Origin of the sequence: Corynebacterium intestinale, assembly GCF_023574125.1 — a bacterium.
In the GTDB taxonomy this organism is placed as follows: Bacteria; Actinomycetota; Actinomycetes; order Mycobacteriales; family Mycobacteriaceae; genus Corynebacterium; species Corynebacterium hesseae.
The window spans coordinates 32627-51514 of the sequence record NZ_JAMKFF010000010.1 but is presented as its reverse complement, the minus strand read 5'-3'; the positions used below and the strand labels follow the sequence as shown (position 1 = coordinate 51514).

Here is an 18888-nt window from a genome sequence, read left to right as displayed (position 1 = left end):
ATCATGACCGCAATGGAAATCGTCACCGCCCTCATTCGCGTGGCCGCACTCGCGCTCGCCTTCGGCGCCGGCATCCCACTCCTCTTCGCTTTGGGCATGCGCTGCATGACGGGCGACCCCATCCGCAACGCCGAAGGCGTTGTCGTTGATGACACCGAAGCTTCACCCCAGATGAAGATGCTTGGCTGGACGGTATACGCCGTTCTCGCCCTCCTCATCCTTGTCGCTATCACATGGATTGCAAAGGACTCCATCGCCCACTACTTCGGCTGGGAGCCATTTGCCGGAATCGCTAGCGGGCACTAAGCCTTCCCCCCTCCCACCGACAACACCAACAGCCCCGTCGCCCTACACGGCGGGGCTGTCCTTTTTGCCCTTATTCATTTTCCTCCGCCGCAGGAAGCACATGTGTGCCCCTGGTCACACATCAGCCAAGGTAAACAACAAGTTAACTTAACTTGAAATCTATGTAGCGTTTTGGACGTTTACACGATATAGTTGGTGAATACCAACGGTACGGTACCCCGTACCTTTACTACGAGAGACAAAAAGGGGCGAGCACGAATGAATACCATTTCCGGCTTTATTTCCGCCATTACTAACACATTCAAGACCGCCACCGGTACCGGTCTTGACACCATTACCGCTGCGCCCATCGCAGCGCAGGTGGCAGAAGATCTTGTCAAGCACGATCTCATTCCGGCAACCCATACCGACATCGAGGAAAGCTTCGCCGCCCTCACGGGCGACTTCCCCCGGGAAGGCGACCTTGCCGAGGTAGAGCTATTCCTCGACAGCTTCGGATGGCTTGCATAAAATCCTTCACCAAACCCCGCCCCCACCGGGCGGGGTTTTCTCATGCGGCCACCCTTCAAACGGTACATTTCGCGCCCACTACACTGTCAGCCATGCACCCAACACGCCGTTTCCGAGGATTCCCTCATCTTTTTCACCGCCCCTCACCTGCCCGAACGTAAATTGTGAGCGGAATCACCCGTGCGCTGCTATACATTCCTATACAAAACTTCTCTACACTGCCAAACATGACTATTTCCTCACATTTGTCGGAGCTTGACTCCCTGAGCGCCGACACCACCGCAGGCAAGATCGCTGAACTGAAGAGGCGTCGCGAAGCAGCGGCGCAGCCCATGGGAGAGAAAGCCCACGAAAAGGTCCACGCCCAAGGCCGCCTCACCGCACGTGAGCGCTTGGACTATCTCCTCGACGAGGGCTCCTTCGTCGAGACCGATATGCTCGCCGTGCACCGCACCACGGACTTCGGCATGGGCAAGAAGCGCCCGCTGACCGATGGCATCGTCACCGGCTGGGGCACCATCGACGGCCGCGAGGTTTGCATTTTCTCCCAGGACGGAACCGTCTTTGGTGGCGCACTCGGTGAGGTCTACGGCGAGAAGATGATCAAGATCATGGAGCTTTCCATCACCACCGGCCGCCCGCTCATCGGCCTATACGAGGGTGCTGGCGCCCGCATCCAGGACGGCGCCGTGTCCCTGGATTGGATTGCTAAGACCTTTTACCAGAACGTCAAGGCCTCCGGCGTCGTCCCGCAGATCTCCGTCATCATGGGCGCGTGCGCCGGCGGCAACGCCTACTCCCCTGCCCTGACTGATTTCGTGGTGATGGTGGACAAGAAGTCCAAGATGTTCGTCACCGGACCAGACGTCATCAAGACCGTCACCGGCGAAGAAGTCAGCCAAGAAGAACTCGGCGGCGCGGGCGTCCACATGCACAAGGCGGGAACCTCGCACTACACCGCCGCCAGCGACGAAGAAGCCCTGGATTGGGTTCACGATTTGCTGACCTACCTTCCCTCCAATAACCGCCAGCTGACCCCGGTTGAGCCCTACGAAGACCTGGGCGAAGAAACCGCCGACGACCTCATGCTGGATGAGATCATCCCGGATTCCCCGAACCAACCCTATGACGTCAAGGAGGTCATTGAGGCCCTCACCGATGACGGTGACTTCCTAGAGATTCAGGCCGACCGCGCCGATAACGTGGTCACCGCCTTCGGACGCATCGAAGGCCGCACTGTTGGTTTCGTTGCCAACCAGCCCCAGGTCTTTGCCGGCTGCCTCGACATCGATTCTTCCGAGAAGGCCGCCCGCTTCGTGCGCACCTGCGATGCCTTCAACATCCCTATCATCATGCTTGTCGACGTCCCCGGCTTCCTCCCCGGCGCCGACCAAGAGCACGACGGCATCCTGCGCCGCGGCGCTAAGCTGCTCTACGCCTATGCCGAAGCCACCGTTCCCAAGATCACCGTCACCCTGCGCAAGGCTTACGGCGGCGCCTATTGCGTGATGGGCTCCAAGGGGCTGGGCGCGGACATCAACCTGGCATGGCCCACCGCCCAGATCGCGGTCATGGGTGCAGCAGGTGCCGTCGGTTTTATCTATCGCAAGGAGATTAAGGCCGCCCATGAGAAGGGCCTCGACGTGACGGAACTGACCAAATCCTTCGAGCGCGAATACGAAGATCACATGCTCAACCCGTATAAGGCAGCAGAGCGCGGGCTTATCGACGCCGTCATTCTCCCCTCCGAAACCCGCAGTGCAATCGCTAAAAACCTGCGCTTCTTCACAGACAAGAATGTCGCGCGCCCATCGCGCAAGCACGGAAACATCCCGCTCTAGGCCGTGCTCGGATCGAGCACAGATTAGTGCAGCAGAAGCACTGTATTACACTAGTGTTCCATGACTGACTTGAAGACGACCGCTGGCAAGATCGAGGACCTGAGCGCCAAGCTCACCGAGTCCCGGGCGCCGCAGGGAGAAGTCCCGGCAGCCCGCAGCGCCATCGAGGCGCTCTTTGACGCCGGCTCCTTCGTGGAGACCGACGCCCTTGCTCGCCACCGCTCCACCGAGTTCGGCCGCGAGCACATCCGCCCCTACACCGATGGTGTCGTCACCGGCTTCGGCACCGTGGATGGCCGCAAGGTCTGCGCCTATGCGCAGGACGCCTCATTGTTCGACGGCACCATGGGCGAGGTCTATGGCGAAAAGGTCACCAAGCTCTACGACCTGGCCATTAAGACCGGCGTGCCCATCGTCGCGCTCGTTGCCAGCGATAAGCCCCGCGCCCAGGAGGGCATCGTCTCCTCCGCCATGCAGGCCCGCATCCTCGCCCGCGCCACCACCGCCTCCGGCCTCATCCCGCAGATCACGGCGGTTTACGCGGAGTCCAAGGAGGCCTCGCTCGTGGCCGCGTTGTCCGATGTGGTCATCGCTCCCGACGGCGACGTGCAGGCGGACGGGGAGCACGAGGTGAGCGTCGCCAAGCGCGTGCTCTCCTATCTGCCCTCCAATAACCGTGCCGCAGCTCCCCGCACCGAGGCCACCATCGTTGCGGGATCGGTGGAAGACAACATCAGCGAGGCCGACCACGCGCTCGATACCCTCGTCGGCGATGACGGCACCGTGGATCTCGCCGACGTAGTCACCGCTACCTGTGAGGATGTTTTCGAGCTCGGCGCCCGGGTGCGCGGTGTCTTCACCGGCTTCGGCCGCGTGGAGGGACGCACGGTGGGCATCATCGCCAACCGCGACTCCCTCGATGCGGAAGCAGCCGCCAAGGCCGCGCGTTTCATCCGCCTGTGTGATGCCTTCAACACCCCCATCGTCGAGTTCGTCGACTCCCCGGCACTGGATGTGGAGAAGGCAGCACTGGCCAAGCTCGTGCATGCTTATGCTGCGGCGAGCGTGGGCAAGATCAGCGTGATCGTGCGCCGCGCGCACGGCACCGGCTACATCGCTTTCGGTTCCAAGGAGCTCGGCGCGGACCTGTCCTATGCGTGGCCGACGGCCGAGATCGCCGTGGCCGATGCCCCTGAACTGGCCGCTGAGCTGGAGCTGAGCGAGGACGAGGCCGCCGCCTACCTCACCCCGTACCAAGCCGCTGAGCGTGGGCTCGTCGATTCCGTTATCACCCCGGCAGCCACACGCGGCTCTCTCATTGAGGGCCTGCGCCTGCTGGATCGCAAGATTATTCCGACCCTGCCGAAGAAACACGGCAATATCGTTTTGTAGAGGTTTCCCTATGACCGCTTCCCTGTTTACCGTTCTCAACGGCAACCCCACCGACGCTGAGGTGGCGGCCCTGACCACGGTGCTCAGCCAGCTCGACTCTGAAGCGCGCGCCAAGGCCGCCGATACCCGCTCCGAGCGCGACCTGTGGGGCCAGCCGGGTGACGTGTTTAACCCGTCCGCCTTCCGCAACGTCCGCTACTACTAAGCACATGCGCCTGGTTCTGGCTTCTCAGTCCCCGTCCCGCCTGTCCATCCTGCGGGGTGCGGGCGTGGAACCCGTCATCGCCCCGGCCCACGTGGATGAGCGGGCCATCGAGGAGCGCCTGGCGGGTGCTGAGCCCGCCGAGATCGTCTGCGCCCTCGCTACGGCCAAGGCGGAAGCCATCGCCCCGGACTATCCCGAGGACGTCGTGGTGGGCGGGGATTCCATGCTGCTTCTCGACGGTTCCCTCCAAGGCAAACCCCATACCCCCGAGGCCACCGTAGAGCGCTGGCACGCGCAGGCCGGTCGCGCCGCGGAGCTCATCACCGGCCACTGCATACTGCGCGGCGACGAGCGCTTCGTGGAGGCCTCGCGCACGACGGTGCACTTTGCGGAAGCTACTGCCGCCGATATCGAGGCCTATGCCCGCACGGGCGAGCCGCTGGAATGCGCCGGCGCCTTTACTCTGGAGGCCCTCGGCGGCTGGTTCATCGACCGCATTGAGGGCGATCCCTCTTCCGTCATCGGGCTCTCCCTGCCGGTGCTGCGCCGCGCTCTGTATTCCTTTGGACTCAACGTTTCCGACTTCTGGGCTTAATCAAACCTATTGACTGGGTTTTTAATCACCGATATTATGTGACTCACATTTCACTGCATGCGAGAGAAGGCGGTATCAGATCCCGCAATCTTCGGATTTTAATCGCTTCAGGAATTCACACAGAGCTTAAGTAAGGAACTTGGAGCACACCATGTCCTCATTGCTGCATCAGTAGTTTCTATTTGACACACCGCTACTTTCGACGGGTCAATATATCGCCGCCGAGAGAATTACCCACCTCGAAAATCCGACACTGGGCTCATGCTGCGCGCATCAGTTCCCAGTCGCGGTTGTCAAAAATTGAGAGAAGCGATGCAGGATCACAATACTTCTGATGGAAATTTTTGGACTACTGTACGCAAGAGTCACCCCGATTACTTACGGTGGTTCTTCGCTGACACAACAAGCGCTTTGGGGTCATCCCTCATCGCCATCCCCGTTTTACTTGCAAGCTTCCACCTCACTGGAAGCTTAAGCCAAGCAGGTCTCATCGGAGCAGCAAGCTCAGCTGGCTCCATGATCATGACCATCCCCGCCGGCATGATCATCGATCGATTCGACAAGAAGAATCTGCTTTTCCTTTACGGCCTAAGCCAGATTGCTATCTGGTCTTCCTTTTCCCTCCTCCTCTGCCTGGGTAAATTCACCTTCATCTCCTTATTCTTCTTCAGCATTTTTGCTGGGATGATTACAGGCACCTTCGGAGGGTTAACCAATGCCATTCTGAGATTCATCATCCCAGAGAATCTACTTGTCCAAGCACAGGGCCGTAACCAAACTCGAGACAACATTATCTGGATGGTCGGATTACCCTTGGGAGGCCTCCTTTACGGACTCGCCCCGGTTATTCCTTTTATTACGCAAGCCCTGTCAGGGCTTGGTCCCGTATATGCTTCAAGGAGCATCAATGCGAACCTAGGAGAAACAATCAGTGACCAGAAGTATTCATTTACAGAGTTCTGGTCCGATGCAAAATATTCTTTGGCATGGATTTGGAAATATCCGGTGCTCCGGGCAATTTTCAGCATCGATTTATGCTCGAATTTTGCCAATTTTTTCCTGATCGCGTCCATAGACCTATGGTTGGCCTATCTTAAAGTTGATGGCTGGATAATCGGCTTAACTTCCACCATGTTCACCCTAGGCATGATTGTTGGAGGATTCTTTCAGGACCACCTCATCAAGCGATTACCCGGAAGAAACATAATACGAGCAACCATGCTCTGGGAATTAATGTGGTACATATTTCTTTTCGCCTTCTCCCATTATTGGCCACTGATTGCGGTCGCAGCATTTTTCATCGTCATTCCCTCGATCGCATGTAACTCATACTCTGGTGGCCTACTTGCGCTATCTGCGCCTCCTGAGAAAATAGGTAAGTGCTCGGCAGGGGCGCGCCTGATGATGGGACTACTTCCAATTATCGCCTCCACCAGCGCAGGCGTTCTTCTTTCTGCATTTGGTTTTCAAGCAAGCATGGCACTATGTGTTCTGTGCTCGGTTATCTCTTGTTTGATAGTGGCAGCTTCAGTCCTACGCGTGCTACCTAAAGCATCCGAGTTCACTTCCCTCCCAATTCTCGAATAATCCTTATGCCCCATGCCAACGGCTCAAAGTCTTCGCAGCCCCAGTCAGAGCTCAGCCTTAGCCTCGAGTGGTCGTACCCAAGCTCGTCCCCTCTGGTGACCTCGCTGCCACATGGCTAGAGTGGGACGGCATGGAAATGAAAGATATGCTCGCTCCCCCGCCCATCAAGCTGCCGGCCGATCCGGGTGCTGACAGCACCTCCGATCTCACCGCAGGAATTGTCGCCCACCCGGATTCCCCGCTGCTGTGGGCACTGCTGGCGGAGCAGGAACTAGACAAGCACAAGGGCGCTGAGCCCACCGCTTTCATCACCGCCTACGCCTATGCGCGCACCGGCTACCACCGCAGCCTCGACCGCCTGCGCGGTAATGGATGGAAGGGCTGGGGCCCTGTCCCCTTCTCCCATGAGCCTAACCAGGGCGTGCTGCGCGCGATTGCCGCACTGGGCCATGCCGCGAAGGCCATCGGTGAGGACACGGAGTATGACCGCATCCGTCAGATGCTTTCCGACGCCGACCCCGAGTCCGTCGCCACGCTGCTGGACTAAGCAGCCAGTAGCGCCGTTGCGCGCTATCCCGCCTACCCCGGTCCGCCACATGGTTCTGGTCACCTGGTTCTACTCAAAAGGTTTAGCTGGGGGCAGGTGAACCATCCAGGTGCCCAAAGAAGGTTTGTTTGGGGGCACATAAACCTTCTGACCCGAACCATATGACTGGAACCATCCGTGGCAGCTAGCGGACCTCCCCGACGGGCACGGCGCTTTACGTACAAAATCCCGCCGGCCTCAAATAATGAGGCCGGCGGGATTAGTCTGCCTGCCCTAAAGCAGCGCAGGGATTGGTATGCGATTAAGCCTTGTCGCCGTCTGCCTTAGCAACAAGATCACCGGTGTTCTGCGCGGTGCGGATGTTTGCCACGAAGAACTCCAAGATCAAGCGGAACTGGATGACATAGAAAAAGAACGCGATTCCGCCAAAAATGACAGCGCCCAGGAACGCCAAGATTCCGCTGACAAAGCTGTCAGCAAAAGCCACGAAAGAGAAGAGGATCAATCCTGCCCAGGAGAGTCCTGCCAAAATGACGAGCAGAATGTAGATGAAGGAGGAGAACTTCAGGGTGACAAAGCTGCTGAAGGAGAAGTCAAACAGCGCCTTGAAGAAGCCTGTGCTCTTAGAAGAACCGCCGTTCTGTGAGGCCTGCTGCGGGTACTGATTGTTCTGCGGAGAGGCAGCAAAGGGCGAGTTCTGCTGGCCGAATCCCTGCTGCTCCTGTGCCCCGAAGCCCTGCTGGCCCTGGGAGCCGAAACCTTGCTGCTCCTGCGCACCGAAGCCCTGGTTCTGCTGCTGGTAGCTACCAAAGCCGGACGTGGAGTTGGAATGAGAAGCCTGGGCGCCGAAGCCATCACCAGGCTGCTGCCCAAAACCCTGGCTCTGGTTGGATTCTGCCTGCGCAGTGCCGCCAAAGCCGCTGTTGCCGTAACCGTGGTTGCCGTAGCCCTGATTCGAGTTCGTCGACTCAGCGGAGTGCTCGGCACCAGCACTGCTATCGGAGTTGTAGGAAGCGTAAGAGGCGCCAAAAGAGGCATGGTTAGCGCGGGTGTCATGGCTTTCAGACTTGCGGTCAGCTGACTCCGTGTTGGCAGAACCAGAGGCGGACTCAGACGCAGCAAAGCTGGAGCCAAGAGTGCTGTCCTTGGCCTCACCTTCAGACTCCGGCTGCGAATTCTGGGAAGACGCACTTCCGAACGAGGAGGTCTCAGCGGAGCTCTCGGAGTAATCGCCGTAGCCAGCCTGGCCGCCCCAGCCGAAGTTGGAGTTCTGTCCCTGGCTGTTCCACCCAGAAGCAGAATTATCGCTGCCGGACTGAGAGCTACCGTAGCCGCCAAAGCTACCGAAGCTGTTGTTCCCAGCGTTGTCGCTGTGGGAACCGTGAGCGTTGTAGTCGCCAGCGTTGTTATCGTTCTTGTCGCCGTTCTCACCAAACTGGTTGGGGTTCGTCATAGTTTTTAGACCTTTCGGAGAATCATTGATTTTCGCAGTGCGCTACAGCACGATACTGTCATAAATTTTTTACCCCACCGAACGTACCTGAGATCTTGCTCACCGGCAGCGCGAGTTAGGCAAATACACCCCAGAAAACGACAGTTTCCCCGCCACGGCAGGGGAAACTCAACAGGATTAGTGCGAAATAAATCGCTTAAGCGTGCTTGGCCTCCACGCGCTTGATGGCCTCAGCAGCCACCTTCTCCTGGATGCCCATGTCCAGCTCAGAGGTGAAGCCCACGCAGGAGCAGTTGATCTCACCAAGGACGTAGGTGTCTTCGCCGTTTTCGCCGTCAGCCAGCATGAAGTCCGCGGTCCAGATCAGCGGGATGTTGTCACCGCCGAGCTTCTCTGCGATGACCGGGCGAACGTCAGCGAACATATCGACGAGCTCCTGCCACTCCTCCGGCTTTTGGTAGGTGTACTTGGCGCCGGAGAACAGGGTGGCGGAGAAGGCGTCGCCGCCCTCGGCCGGCTTCTTGTGCACCACGAAGACCGGGTCCGGGCCCACGAGAAGAATACGAATCTCGCCCTCGACGATGCGCGGCATGAAGCGCATGTCCACGAGCATGCCGTTGTCACCCACGATGTACTGATCGCAGAAGTCCATGAACTCGCCCAGCTCGCGCTCCTCGGTGTGGTTGTCCACAGCCTCGGTGCACTTGATCTTGGTGTCGAGCGGCAGAGCCGTGCCCGGCTCGACGGACTCGGCCAGCTTCTCGTCGGCAAGGCGCACGCGCCAGATACCGGAGCCGGTGGATCCGCGGTTCTGCTTAAGCACGCGCTCGCCGTAGGACAGGGAGGTCGGGAAGGTGTTGTGGAAAGACTCGACGTCGTAGTAGGCGGCGGTATCGGACGGGACCAGGTCGGTGTCGTTGAGCTTGACCAGGGCATCCTTGGCGCCGTAGGCCATCATCTCGTACGGGGTGGACATGCCGACCAGGCCAGCGTCGGACAGCTTGGAGAGCAGGTCAAAGTAGCCCTTTTCACCGCCCGGGATGTTGCCCGGGTTCACGCGGGAGATGTAGGCATCAAAATTCTCGGATACATACTCGAAGAGCTTCTCGGACCACTCAGGGCGGTAGAACACGACCTCTGCATGCCAGCCTGCATTCTTGATGCAGTCGACGATTGGCATGGTGTCCTTACGATGTCCGTTGATCTGCTTGTCTGATCCGCCCTCAACCTCGAAGACGACGATTGCCTTGTGCACAGTAATTCCCTTTCGCTAGGGGGTTGATGAGTGTCACTACTTAAAATAACCCAGGTTTGGCCCGCGCGCTCCCCTACAGAATCGGCCCAACAGAAGGTTAAAAAGCGAGCTTAGCGCACTTTTCAGCCCCTGACCTGCACACTTGTTATAACCAGTAAGTGCGAAGCAGCACCACCCTCTCAAGAAATGTATCCAACACCACAAAAGGCTCTCCCCCGTGACCACTAGTTGGCCAAGCACGCTAGAGTTGAAGCGAACGTTCCCCCTTAACGAGAAAGGCAGGTGGACCGTGGCCGAATTCGACCCGAATCCCCCTTTCCAGGAATACGCGCACCCCGAGCGTCTCGTGTCCGCACCGTGGCTATCCGCGCGACTGGGCATTAACGGCCTCCACGTGATCGAGGTCGATGAGGATTCACTCCTCTACGATATCGGCCACATCCCCACCGCTATCCGTATCAACGTCCAGACGGAATTGCTCGATAGCACAACAAGGGACATCATCAGCGCCGAAGACTTCACAGCCCTCCTTCGCTCGAAGGGCATCGAGCGCGATGACACCGTCATCCTGTACGGAGACAAGTCCAACTGGTGGGCCGCATTCGCCCTGTGGATCTTTGAGCTGTACGGCCACGAGGACGTGCGGCTTCTCGACGGTGGCCGGGACGCCTGGATGTCCGAGGAACGCGATACGTCTTTCATGGTCCCCGAACCATCCGCATCCTCTTACCCGGAGGTTTCCCGCGAAGAATCCTCTCGCATCTTCGTCGACGAGCTGCGCGGCTCCACCGCCACCGTTGTCGACACCCGCAGCCCAGACGAGTTCTGCGGCGAAGCCGCCTTCAAGAACGGAACCGGCGAGTCTGCCTACGGCACCACCTTGACACACGGCCATATCCCCGGGGCCATCAACTTGGAATGGGATCGCGCGATCTACCCCAACGGTTGCTTCCGCGCGCTCAGCGAGCTCAAGGTCAACTACGGCGAGCTCGAGCCCGCGACCGAGACCATCCTTTACTCCCACGTTGGCGCCCAGGCAGCCCACACGTGGTTTGTCCTTAAATACCTGCTTGGCTTCGATAACCCGCGCGTCTACGACGGTTCCTGGGCCGAATGGGGCAACATGGTGCGTATGCCGGTTGAGCGCTAACAACACGCCGAAATGAACCCGCATCTTTACCGGTGCGGGTTTATTTTTTGACACGAAACCAAGACGTGACGGTATCCTCATGTTTTGGTGTGCAAGAATAGTACGCAGTCCTATCAGAAAAATTGGAGGAGGGTTCCTGCCGTGGCAGTTGAAACCAAGAACATCACCAAGGTCCTCGTGGCCAACCGCGGTGAGATTGCGGTCCGCGTCATCCGTGCGGCTCGCGATGCCGGCATCGCATCCGTAGCGGTTTATGCCGAGCCCGATGCTGACGCCCCATTCGTCACGCTTGCCGACGAAGCCTTTGCACTCGGCGGCCAAAACTCCGCTGAGTCCTACCTCGATATCAGCAAGATTCTCGACGCCGCCTCCAAATCCGGCGCCGACGCCATCCACCCCGGCTATGGCTTCCTCTCCGAGAACGCCGACTTTGCCCAGGCCGTCATCGACGCCGGCCTGATCTGGATCGGCCCCTCGCCGCAGTCGATTGCGGACTTGGGTGACAAGGTCACCGCCCGCCACATCGCCGAGCGTGCCGACGCGCCCATGGCACCGGGTACCAAGGATCCCGTCGCCAGCGCCGAAGAGGTCGAGGCCTTCGCCGACGAGCACGGCCTGCCCGTTGCCATCAAGGCTGCCTTCGGCGGCGGTGGCCGCGGCATGAAGGTCGCTCACACCCGCGAGGAGATCAAGGACCTCTACGAGTCCGCCACCCGCGAGGCCACCGCAGCCTTCGGCCGCGGCGAGTGCTTCGTCGAGCGCTACCTGGATAAGGCCCGCCACGTCGAGGCGCAGGTCCTGGCTGACCAGCACGGCAACGTCGTCGTCATGGGCACCCGCGACTGCTCCCTACAGCGCCGCTTCCAGAAGCTCGTCGAAGAGGCCCCTGCCCCCTTCCTCACCGATGAGCAGCGCGCCTCCATCCATGAATCCGCAAAGCGCATCTGCCGCGAGGCCGGATACTACGGCGCCGGTACGGTGGAGTACCTTGTGGGTGCGGATGGACTCATCTCCTTCCTCGAGGTCAACACGCGCCTCCAGGTGGAGCACCCCGTTACCGAAGAGACCACCGGCTACGACCTCGTTCGCGAGCAGTTCCGCATCGCCGAGGGCCGCGAGCTTTCCATCTCCGAGGATCCGACCCCGCACGGCCACGCCTTCGAGTTCCGCATCAACGGCGAGGACGCCGCTGCGGGCTTCATGCCGGCTCCTGGAACCATCGTCTCCTACTCCGAGCCTTCCGGCCCGGGCGTGCGTATGGATTCCGGCGTGCGCGAAGGTTCCGTCATCGGCGGCCAGTTCGATTCCATGCTGGCCAAGCTCATCGTCTGGGGCCCGGACCGCGAGACCGCCCTCGCGCGCGCACGCCGCGCGCTGTCCGAGTACCGCATCGAAGGCCTGCCCACGGTTATCCCCTTCCACCAGGCAATCCTCACCGATCCTGCCTTCACCGCCGAGGACGGCAACTTCACGGTCTACACCAAGTGGATCGAGGAAGAGTGGGTCAACGAGCTGCCCGAATACACCGACACCGCCGAAGCACCTGAGGATGAGGACCAGGAAGCATCCCAGAAGTTCGTCGTCGAGGTTGGCGGCCGCCGCATCGAGGTGGCCCTGCCGGGCAACTTGCTCTTGGGTGGCGGCACCAAGCGCAAGAAGTCGAAGAAGCGCCGTGGTAAAGGCGCAGCAGCCAACGTGTCCGGTGACGCCGTGACCGCACCGATGCAGGGCAGCGTCATCAAGGTCGCCGTCGAAGAAGGCCAGGAAGTAGAAGAGGGTGAGGTCGTCGTCGTCCTCGAGGCCATGAAGATGGAAAACCCCGTCAAGGCCCACAAGTCCGGCACCGTGACCGACCTCAAGGTGTCCACCGGCACGCAGATCAACAAGGGCGAGCCGATTCTGGAGATCAAGTAATTTGCCGATGCTTCCTTACGGCCAGGGAGCACTGCAATAACCTTGCTTCAGTCAGCAACGTTACATACTCTTTGTACGTGATACCCCGGTGGAGCTCTGCTCCGGGTCACTGACTCGCTGAGTACAACTTACCGGGGTGCTGACTTGTCGCTCTGAGGGGATGCAACAGTGGCGCATCAGGATAGCGCCACCAACTCCACTCGAACCACTCAGTGAGTAGCTAGATTCAGAGATCAAGTAGCCTCGAAAGGCATGAGCGTTAACGATTCTGAGTTCGGCGTACGGTTGGCCAAGGAGCACGACCGTACCTACCTCTCCCGCCTCCTTTTCCTCGCCGATGTCCTCGGTGACGAGGACGCCCATATCGGGGATTTTCACACGCCTGACGTGGGATTGTACATCGACGAATGGTCCCCGCACGTCGACGGCGGCGTCATCGCAGTCTCCAGCCACCGCGTTCCCGTCGGTGGTGCGTGGCTGCGCTACTACACCACTGAAGCGAAGGGTGCCGCCTACACCGGCAACCCCGAGGCCGATCCTTTTGATGAGTCCCAGTGGGCCACCGACCTAGATCCGGAGGAAATCCCCGAGCTCTTCATTGCTGTGGAGTCCCGCTACAGGGGCCTCGGCGCTGGACGACGCCTCCTGCGCAACACCTGCGACCTCGCCGAGGCGCAGCAGGCTCCCGCCGTATCGCTGTGGATTGAGCCAGAGAATACCGGCGCCCGCAAGCTGTATGAATCCGAAGGCTTCGTCGACATCGACGTGCCCGGCCGCCCGGATGCTCACGTGATGCTCAAGCGCTTCTAGTACGCAAACCGACAAAAGGTGTCGACTATACTCGACACTTCCTCGGTTTCTTGTAAAAGTGTCGACTATACTCGACGCCTTCGGCGGCGCGCCGACGACAGCGCCAAGAGCGACGTTGCTCACCCACCCATGACCCAAGTCGGGTGACAACGACCGTTTCCGTAGAACGCTGCACGTATCTTCGCGAAACGGATTACCTTCTTCGCACCCCTCGCAACGCACAGCATCTGCATGCCTCCATCGAGATGCTGGAGGCATCTGACAAAGGGCGCCTGGCAAAAGGCATCAGTCAAAAGGCGTTTTCACGGCTAAAAACGCCTTTTACTCAGTGCAGATGGCGTTTTTAGACCCAAAGATGCCTTCTGCCAGATGCCTTTTGTGAGACGCCCTCCTGACTTAGGACAATGCAGTGCGGAAAAATCCCACCCCACCGCCAAAACCGCCAGGGAGCAGCGCCAAGAATGACGCTGCTCACCCATCCATGACCTAAGTCGACTTTTAGCTGATAACGGCGATGAGGTCGCCGCCCTCCACCTTGGTGGCGGCGCCAATGGCGACGCGCTCAATGGTGCCATCCTTGGTGGCGGAAATGGAGGCTTCCATCTTCATGGCCTCGATGACGGCGATTTGGTCGCCGGCCTTGACCTCGTCGCCAGGCTTGGCGGTCGGGTTGACCACGCCAGCGAACGGTGCGGCCACGTGGCCCTCGTTGGACGGGTCAGCCTTCTCCACGGTGGCGACGGTGGACTCGACGTTGTTGTCGCGCACCTTGAGCGGGCGGATCTGGCCGTTGACGTTGAGCACGACGTTGCGGATGCCCTTCTCGTCCGGCTCACCCATTGCGTCAAGACGCAAGGTGATGGGCTTGAGGTCCGCGCGGTCGTTGGAGCCCTCCGGGAAGTGGTGAACAATGTAGTCCTTACCTTCTTCCAGACCGTAGAAGAAGACCGTGTCCGTCAGCGCCTCGGTGTTGCCGTAGGTGCGGCGGAACTCGTTGAACTCCTCGAACTGCTTCGGGAAGAGCAGGCGGTTGAGGGAAGCGCGGCGCTCGGTGGAATCATCCGAAGCCAGGTGCTTCTTCTCATCCTCCGGCACGGGCTTGACGGTGACGTCGCCAGGCGCGCGGCCCTCCAGGACCTTATCGCGCAGCGGCGGCCAGCCACCCGGAGGCGTACCGAGCTCACCGCGCAGGAAGGCGATGACGGAATCCGGGATATCGTACTTGGTCGGGTCGGCCTCAAAGTCAGCCGGGTCTACGCCAGCGCCCACAAGGTGCAGGGCGAGGTCACCGACCACCTTGGAGGACGGAGTCACCTTGGTCGGACGGCCGAGCATCTCATTCACCGCAGCGTAGGTGTCCTCGATGATCTCGAAGCGATCCTCCAAGCCCAGAGCGGTAGCCTGCGCGCGAAGGTTGGACAGCTGGCCACCTGGAATCTCGTGGCGGTAGACGCGGCCGGTCGGTCCGGGAATACCCTTCTCGAAGGGCTGGTAGAGCTGGCGGACGGCCTCCCAGTACGGCTCAAGGTCGGAGACGGCCTTGAGGGAGATGCCGGTATCACGAGAGGAGTTCGAGAATGCCGCGATGATGGCGGACAGCGAAGGCTGGGAGGTGGTGCCCGCCAGCGGTGCGGAAGCACCGTCGACGATGTCGGCACCAGAAAGCGCTGCCGCGTAGTAGGTAGCCAACTGGCCACCGGCGGTGTCGTGCGTGTGCACGTGAACCGGCAGGTCGAACTCCTTGCGCAGAGCCATAACCAGCTTGGATGCGGACTCCGGGCGCAGCAGGCCCGCCATGTCCTTGATAGCCAGGACGTGAGCGCCGGTGTTCACGATCTCCTCGGCCAGCTTGAGGTAGTAGTCCAGCGTGTAGAGCTTCTCATCCGGGGAGCACATGTCGCCGGAGTAGGCCATGGCGACCTCAGCCACGGTGGTGTTGGTCTCCAGGACGGCGTCGATTGCCGGGCGCATCTGGGTGACGTCGTTCAGCGCGTCGAAGATGCGGAAGACGTCCACACCAGACTTGGCAGCCTCCTGCACGAAACCGGTGCACACATCGTTGGAGTACGGAGAGTAGCCCACGGTGTTGCGGCCGCGCAGCAGCATCTGGATGTTCTGGTTCGGCATTGCCTCACGCAGCAAATCCAGGCGCACCCACGGGTCCTCCTTGAGGAAGCGCATGGCGACGTCGTAGGTCGCACCGCCCCATGCCTCCACCGAGTACAGCTCCGGGGTCATGCGGGCGACGGCCTCAGCAGCCGTAACCAGCGCGGTACCGCGCACGCGGGTAGCCAGCAGGGACTGGTGGGCGTCACGGAAGGTGGTATCAGTGACGGCCAGAGCGTCCTGCTTGCGGATCTTCTCCGCCCACTTCTTCGGGCCCAGCTCCAACAGTTCATCGCGGGAACCGCGGGGCAGCTCAGAGTTAAAGTCCAGATCCGGCAGCTTGTCGAAGGGGCGCAGGGTGGTCGGGCGCTCGCCGTTCGGCTTGTTGACGGTCACATCAGCGATGTAATCAATGATGCGTCCAGACTCATCCACGGCCGGCGGGGCCTTGAGCAGGTCCGGGTGCTCCGGAATGAAGCTGGTGTCCACGCGGGTGTTGACGAAGTCCGGCTCGCGCAGCAGTGCGCGCAGGAAGCCGATGTTGGTGGCCACGCCGGCCACCGTGAACTCGTTGAGCGCGCGCTGTGCACGTGCCACGGCCTGCTCAAAGTTGACTCCACGGCAGGTCATCTTCACCAGCAGGGAGTCGAAGTTCGGGGAGACCTCAGCGCCGACGGCCGTTGCGCCGTCGAGACGCACGCCTGCGCCGCCCGGCGAGCGGTACTGGGTCAGCGTGCCGGTATCCGGGCGGAAGCCGTTGGAGGGATCCTCGGTGGTGATGCGGCACTGGAGCGCCGCGCCGGTGATGTGGATATCCTCCTGCTTCAGGCCCAACTCCTCGAGGGAGAAGCCCGCCGCAATCTGCATCTGGGACTTCACGATGTCCACGCCCGTAACCTCCTCGGTCACGGTGTGCTCCACCTGCACGCGGGGGTTCATCTCGATGAAGACGTGGTTGCCCTTCTCATCGACGAGGAACTCGACGGTGCCCGCACCTTCGTAGTTGATGTGCTCGCAGAATTTCACGGCGTCTGCACAGATGCGGTCACGCAGCTCCGGGTCCAGCGTGGGTGCCGGGGCGATCTCGACGACCTTCTGGTGACGGCGCTGCACGGAGCAGTCACGCTCAAACAGGTGCAAGACGTTGCCGTGGGAGTCAGCCAGAATCTGCACCTCGATGTGCTGCGGGCGAATCACCGCGGTCTCGAGGTAAACGTTGCCATCGCCGAAGGCTGCCTCAGCCTCGCGGGAGGCCTCAGCACACTTGGTCTTCAGCTCCGCCTCGTTCTCGATGAAGCGCATACCGCGGCCGCCACCGCCGGCCACTGCCTTCACGAAGACGGGGAAGTTAAAGTCCTTGGCATATTCCGCCAGCTTGTCGACGTCCGTCGAAGGCTTCGAGTCCTTCAGAGTCGGCAGCCCCGCCTCCTGGGCAGCGGCTACCGCGGCGGCCTTATCACCGGTCAGGTCCAAGGTCTCCGGGGTGGGACCGATGAACTTAATGCCGTTGTCACGGCAAGCACGCGCCAAATCGGCACGCTCCGACAGGAAGCCGTAACCAGGGTAAATGGCATCCGCGCCGGACTTCTTGGCGGCGCGAATGACCTCATCGATGTCGAGGTAAGCCTTGACCGGCTGGCCCTCGTTACCAATGCGCACTGCCTCATTGGCAAAGGCGCGGTGGAAGGAGTTGCGGTCTTCCTTTGGATAAATTGCAACGGTCTTGGAGCCGACCTCAAAGGCAGCGCGGAAGGCGCGCACGGCAATCTCACCGCGGTTGGCCACCAAGATCTTAGAGAAGGACTTGTGGGCGGTATCAGACACTGGGAGTGATCCTTTCAGATAAGCACAATACGAACTTAAGGATAGTGTCCGAGGCGACAACGCGGGCGGAAATCGGTATACCAAACAACAGAAATTCACGCGCTGCAGGGGACTCGGACAAAGAATTAAAACCAGCGCACGAAGAGAATGGTTCGTGCGCTGGTTTTATGTTCTCCGTTAGCTAATGCTGCATTAGCTAACTTTGCTTTTCTAGATCTGCTTCGGCGGAACGGAGCGCTGCTCCTTGCCGTTGTAGGCAGACAGCGGGCGGATCAGGGAGTTGTTCTCGTTCTGCTCCACGATGTGTGCGGTCCAGCCGGTGATGCGGGCCATCACGAAGATCGGGGTGAAGAACTCAATGTCGAAGCCCAGGATGTGGTACGCGGGGCCAGCCGGGAAGTCCAGGTTCGGCTGAATCTTGATGGAGGTGTTCTCGTACATGGTCTTCGCCATCTTCTCGTACATCTCCACCCACTGCTCCTGGCCGTGGTCCTTGGCCAGCTCGCGGAAAGCGGCCTCCATGGTCGGAACACGGGAGTCACCGTTCTTGTACACGCGGTGACCGAAGCCCATGACGAGCTCCTTGTTCTTGAGCTTGTTGAGCGTCCACTCCTCCGCCTTGGCCGGGTCACCGACCTCCAGGAAATTCTTCATCACAGCCTCGTTAGCACCACCGTGCAGCGGGCCCTTCAGCGCGCCGATGGCGGCGGTGACAGCGGAGTAGGTATCCGACATCGTGGAGGTCACCACGCGAGCGGCGAAGGTGGAGGCGTTGAAGGAGTGCTCGGCGTAGAGGATGAGGGACTTATCAAAGGCCTCAATATCGGAGCGAGACAGGGCCGGCGAGCCTTCCTCCTCACCGAAGACCATCCACAGGAAGTTCTCCGCAAAGCCCTTCTTGCGGGAAGGCTCGAGGTAGCCCTCGCCGCGGCGACGGCGGATGTCGAGTGCGACGATGGTCGGCAGCTTCGCCATGAGCTCCAGCGCGGTGCGGCGGATGTGCTCGGAGTCCTTGGTGTACTCCTCCGGGTCCTGAGAACCAATGAAGGAGACTGCGGTGCGCAGCACGTCCATCGGGTGGCAGGACTTCGGCATGGAGGTGATCAGGTCAATGAGGTGGCGGTCCAGGTGGCGCAGCGCCTTCTCGCGGGCGGAGAAACGGACCAGCTCATCCTGAGTGGGCAGCTCGCCGTTCCACAGCAGGTAAGCAACCTCTTCGAAGGAGCAGTAGCGCGCCAGCTCCTGGACTGGGTAGCCGCGGTAGGTCAGGGAGTTGGTTTCCGGGACAACCTTAGACACGGCGGTCTCGTCGACGACAACGCCGTACAGACCCTTGCGAATCTCTGGGGTTTCAGACATGATGTTTTTCTCCTTTAGGGGTGTGGTGTGAGTT

At 60.3% G+C, this 18888-nt stretch carries 15 protein-coding genes; 11 read left to right on the top strand and 4 right to left on the bottom strand.

The genetic code is table 11. From position 1 onward, the window contains the following. Positions 1 to 3: 3 nt before the first annotated feature. The 8 genes from M5J06_RS10635 (at position 4) to M5J06_RS10600 (ending at position 6983) form a co-directional block, all read left to right on the top strand. Positions 4 to 306, top strand: a complete 303-nt coding sequence (locus M5J06_RS10635) for a hypothetical protein (protein WP_070531060.1) — start codon at positions 4 to 6, stop codon at positions 304 to 306. A gap of 258 nt (positions 307 to 564) precedes the next feature. Next, on the top strand, positions 565 to 816 hold the full coding sequence (locus M5J06_RS10630) for a hypothetical protein (RefSeq protein ID WP_070531063.1): 252 nt from the start codon (positions 565 to 567) through the stop codon (positions 814 to 816). Between the two features lie 227 nt (positions 817 to 1043). Continuing rightward, positions 1044 to 2657 carry an acyl-CoA carboxylase subunit beta gene (locus M5J06_RS10625; RefSeq protein ID WP_070685103.1) on the top strand — a complete coding sequence of 538 codons (1614 nt, stop codon included), beginning with the start codon at positions 1044 to 1046 and terminating at the stop codon, positions 2655 to 2657. 60 nt (positions 2658 to 2717) lie between these two features. Then, positions 2718 to 4049 carry a carboxyl transferase domain-containing protein gene (locus tag M5J06_RS10620; RefSeq protein ID WP_250224629.1) on the top strand — a complete coding sequence of 444 codons (1332 nt, stop codon included), beginning with the start codon at positions 2718 to 2720 and terminating at the stop codon, positions 4047 to 4049. Between the two features lie 10 nt (positions 4050 to 4059). Continuing rightward, the gene (locus tag M5J06_RS10615; protein WP_070528100.1) at positions 4060 to 4254 is read left to right on the top strand and encodes an acyl-CoA carboxylase subunit epsilon; all 195 of its coding nucleotides are present in this window, start codon (positions 4060 to 4062) and stop codon (positions 4252 to 4254) included. 4 nt (positions 4255 to 4258) lie between these two features. Next, complete coding sequence (locus M5J06_RS10610) at positions 4259 to 4849, top strand: Maf family protein (RefSeq protein WP_154736322.1); 591 nt, start codon at positions 4259 to 4261, stop codon at positions 4847 to 4849. Between the two features lie 261 nt (positions 4850 to 5110). After that, a complete protein-coding gene (locus M5J06_RS10605; protein WP_230310841.1) occupies positions 5111 to 6436 on the top strand; it encodes an MFS transporter in 1326 nt (441 codons plus the stop codon). Between the two features lie 130 nt (positions 6437 to 6566). Further along, complete coding sequence (locus M5J06_RS10600; RefSeq protein ID WP_154736321.1) at positions 6567 to 6983, top strand: DUF3151 domain-containing protein; 417 nt, start codon at positions 6567 to 6569, stop codon at positions 6981 to 6983. Between the two features lie 301 nt (positions 6984 to 7284). Here M5J06_RS10600 and M5J06_RS10595 read toward each other — a convergent pair whose 3' ends face one another. Beyond that, positions 7285 to 8436 carry a DUF4282 domain-containing protein gene (locus tag M5J06_RS10595; protein ID WP_250224628.1) on the bottom strand — a complete coding sequence of 384 codons (1152 nt, stop codon included), beginning with the start codon at positions 8434 to 8436 and terminating at the stop codon, positions 7285 to 7287. Positions 8437 to 8632: 196 nt separating this feature from the next. Next, complete coding sequence (locus M5J06_RS10590; protein ID WP_250224627.1) at positions 8633 to 9691, bottom strand: Cj0069 family protein; 1059 nt, start codon at positions 9689 to 9691, stop codon at positions 8633 to 8635. A 289-nt stretch (positions 9692 to 9980) separates the two neighbouring features. Here M5J06_RS10590 and M5J06_RS10585 point away from each other — a divergent pair, with 289 nt between their 5' ends. The 3 genes from M5J06_RS10585 to M5J06_RS10575 all read left to right on the top strand — a co-directional run bounded on the left by M5J06_RS10585 (position 9981) and on the right by M5J06_RS10575 (position 13565). Next, a complete protein-coding gene (locus M5J06_RS10585) occupies positions 9981 to 10841 on the top strand; it encodes a sulfurtransferase (protein ID WP_250224626.1) in 861 nt (286 codons plus the stop codon). Positions 10842 to 10982: 141 nt separating this feature from the next. Beyond that, complete coding sequence (locus tag M5J06_RS10580; RefSeq protein WP_070563904.1) at positions 10983 to 12755, top strand: ATP-binding protein; 1773 nt, start codon at positions 10983 to 10985, stop codon at positions 12753 to 12755. 252 nt (positions 12756 to 13007) lie between these two features. After that, positions 13008 to 13565, top strand: coding sequence for a GNAT family N-acetyltransferase (locus tag M5J06_RS10575; protein ID WP_193629277.1), 558 nt, complete (start codon positions 13008 to 13010; stop codon positions 13563 to 13565). Between the two features lie 498 nt (positions 13566 to 14063). Here the strand turns inward: M5J06_RS10575 and M5J06_RS10570 are convergent, their stop codons facing one another. Next, positions 14064 to 17495 (bottom strand): pyruvate carboxylase, encoded by a 3432-nt coding sequence (locus M5J06_RS10570; RefSeq protein ID WP_250224625.1) that lies wholly within the window; start codon positions 17493 to 17495, stop codon positions 14064 to 14066. Between the two features lie 210 nt (positions 17496 to 17705). Further along, positions 17706 to 18854: a bifunctional 2-methylcitrate synthase/citrate synthase gene (locus tag M5J06_RS10565; RefSeq protein ID WP_070446391.1), complete on the bottom strand. Its 1149-nt coding sequence runs from the start codon at positions 18852 to 18854 to the stop codon at positions 17706 to 17708. Between the last annotated feature and the right edge of the window lie 34 nt (positions 18855 to 18888).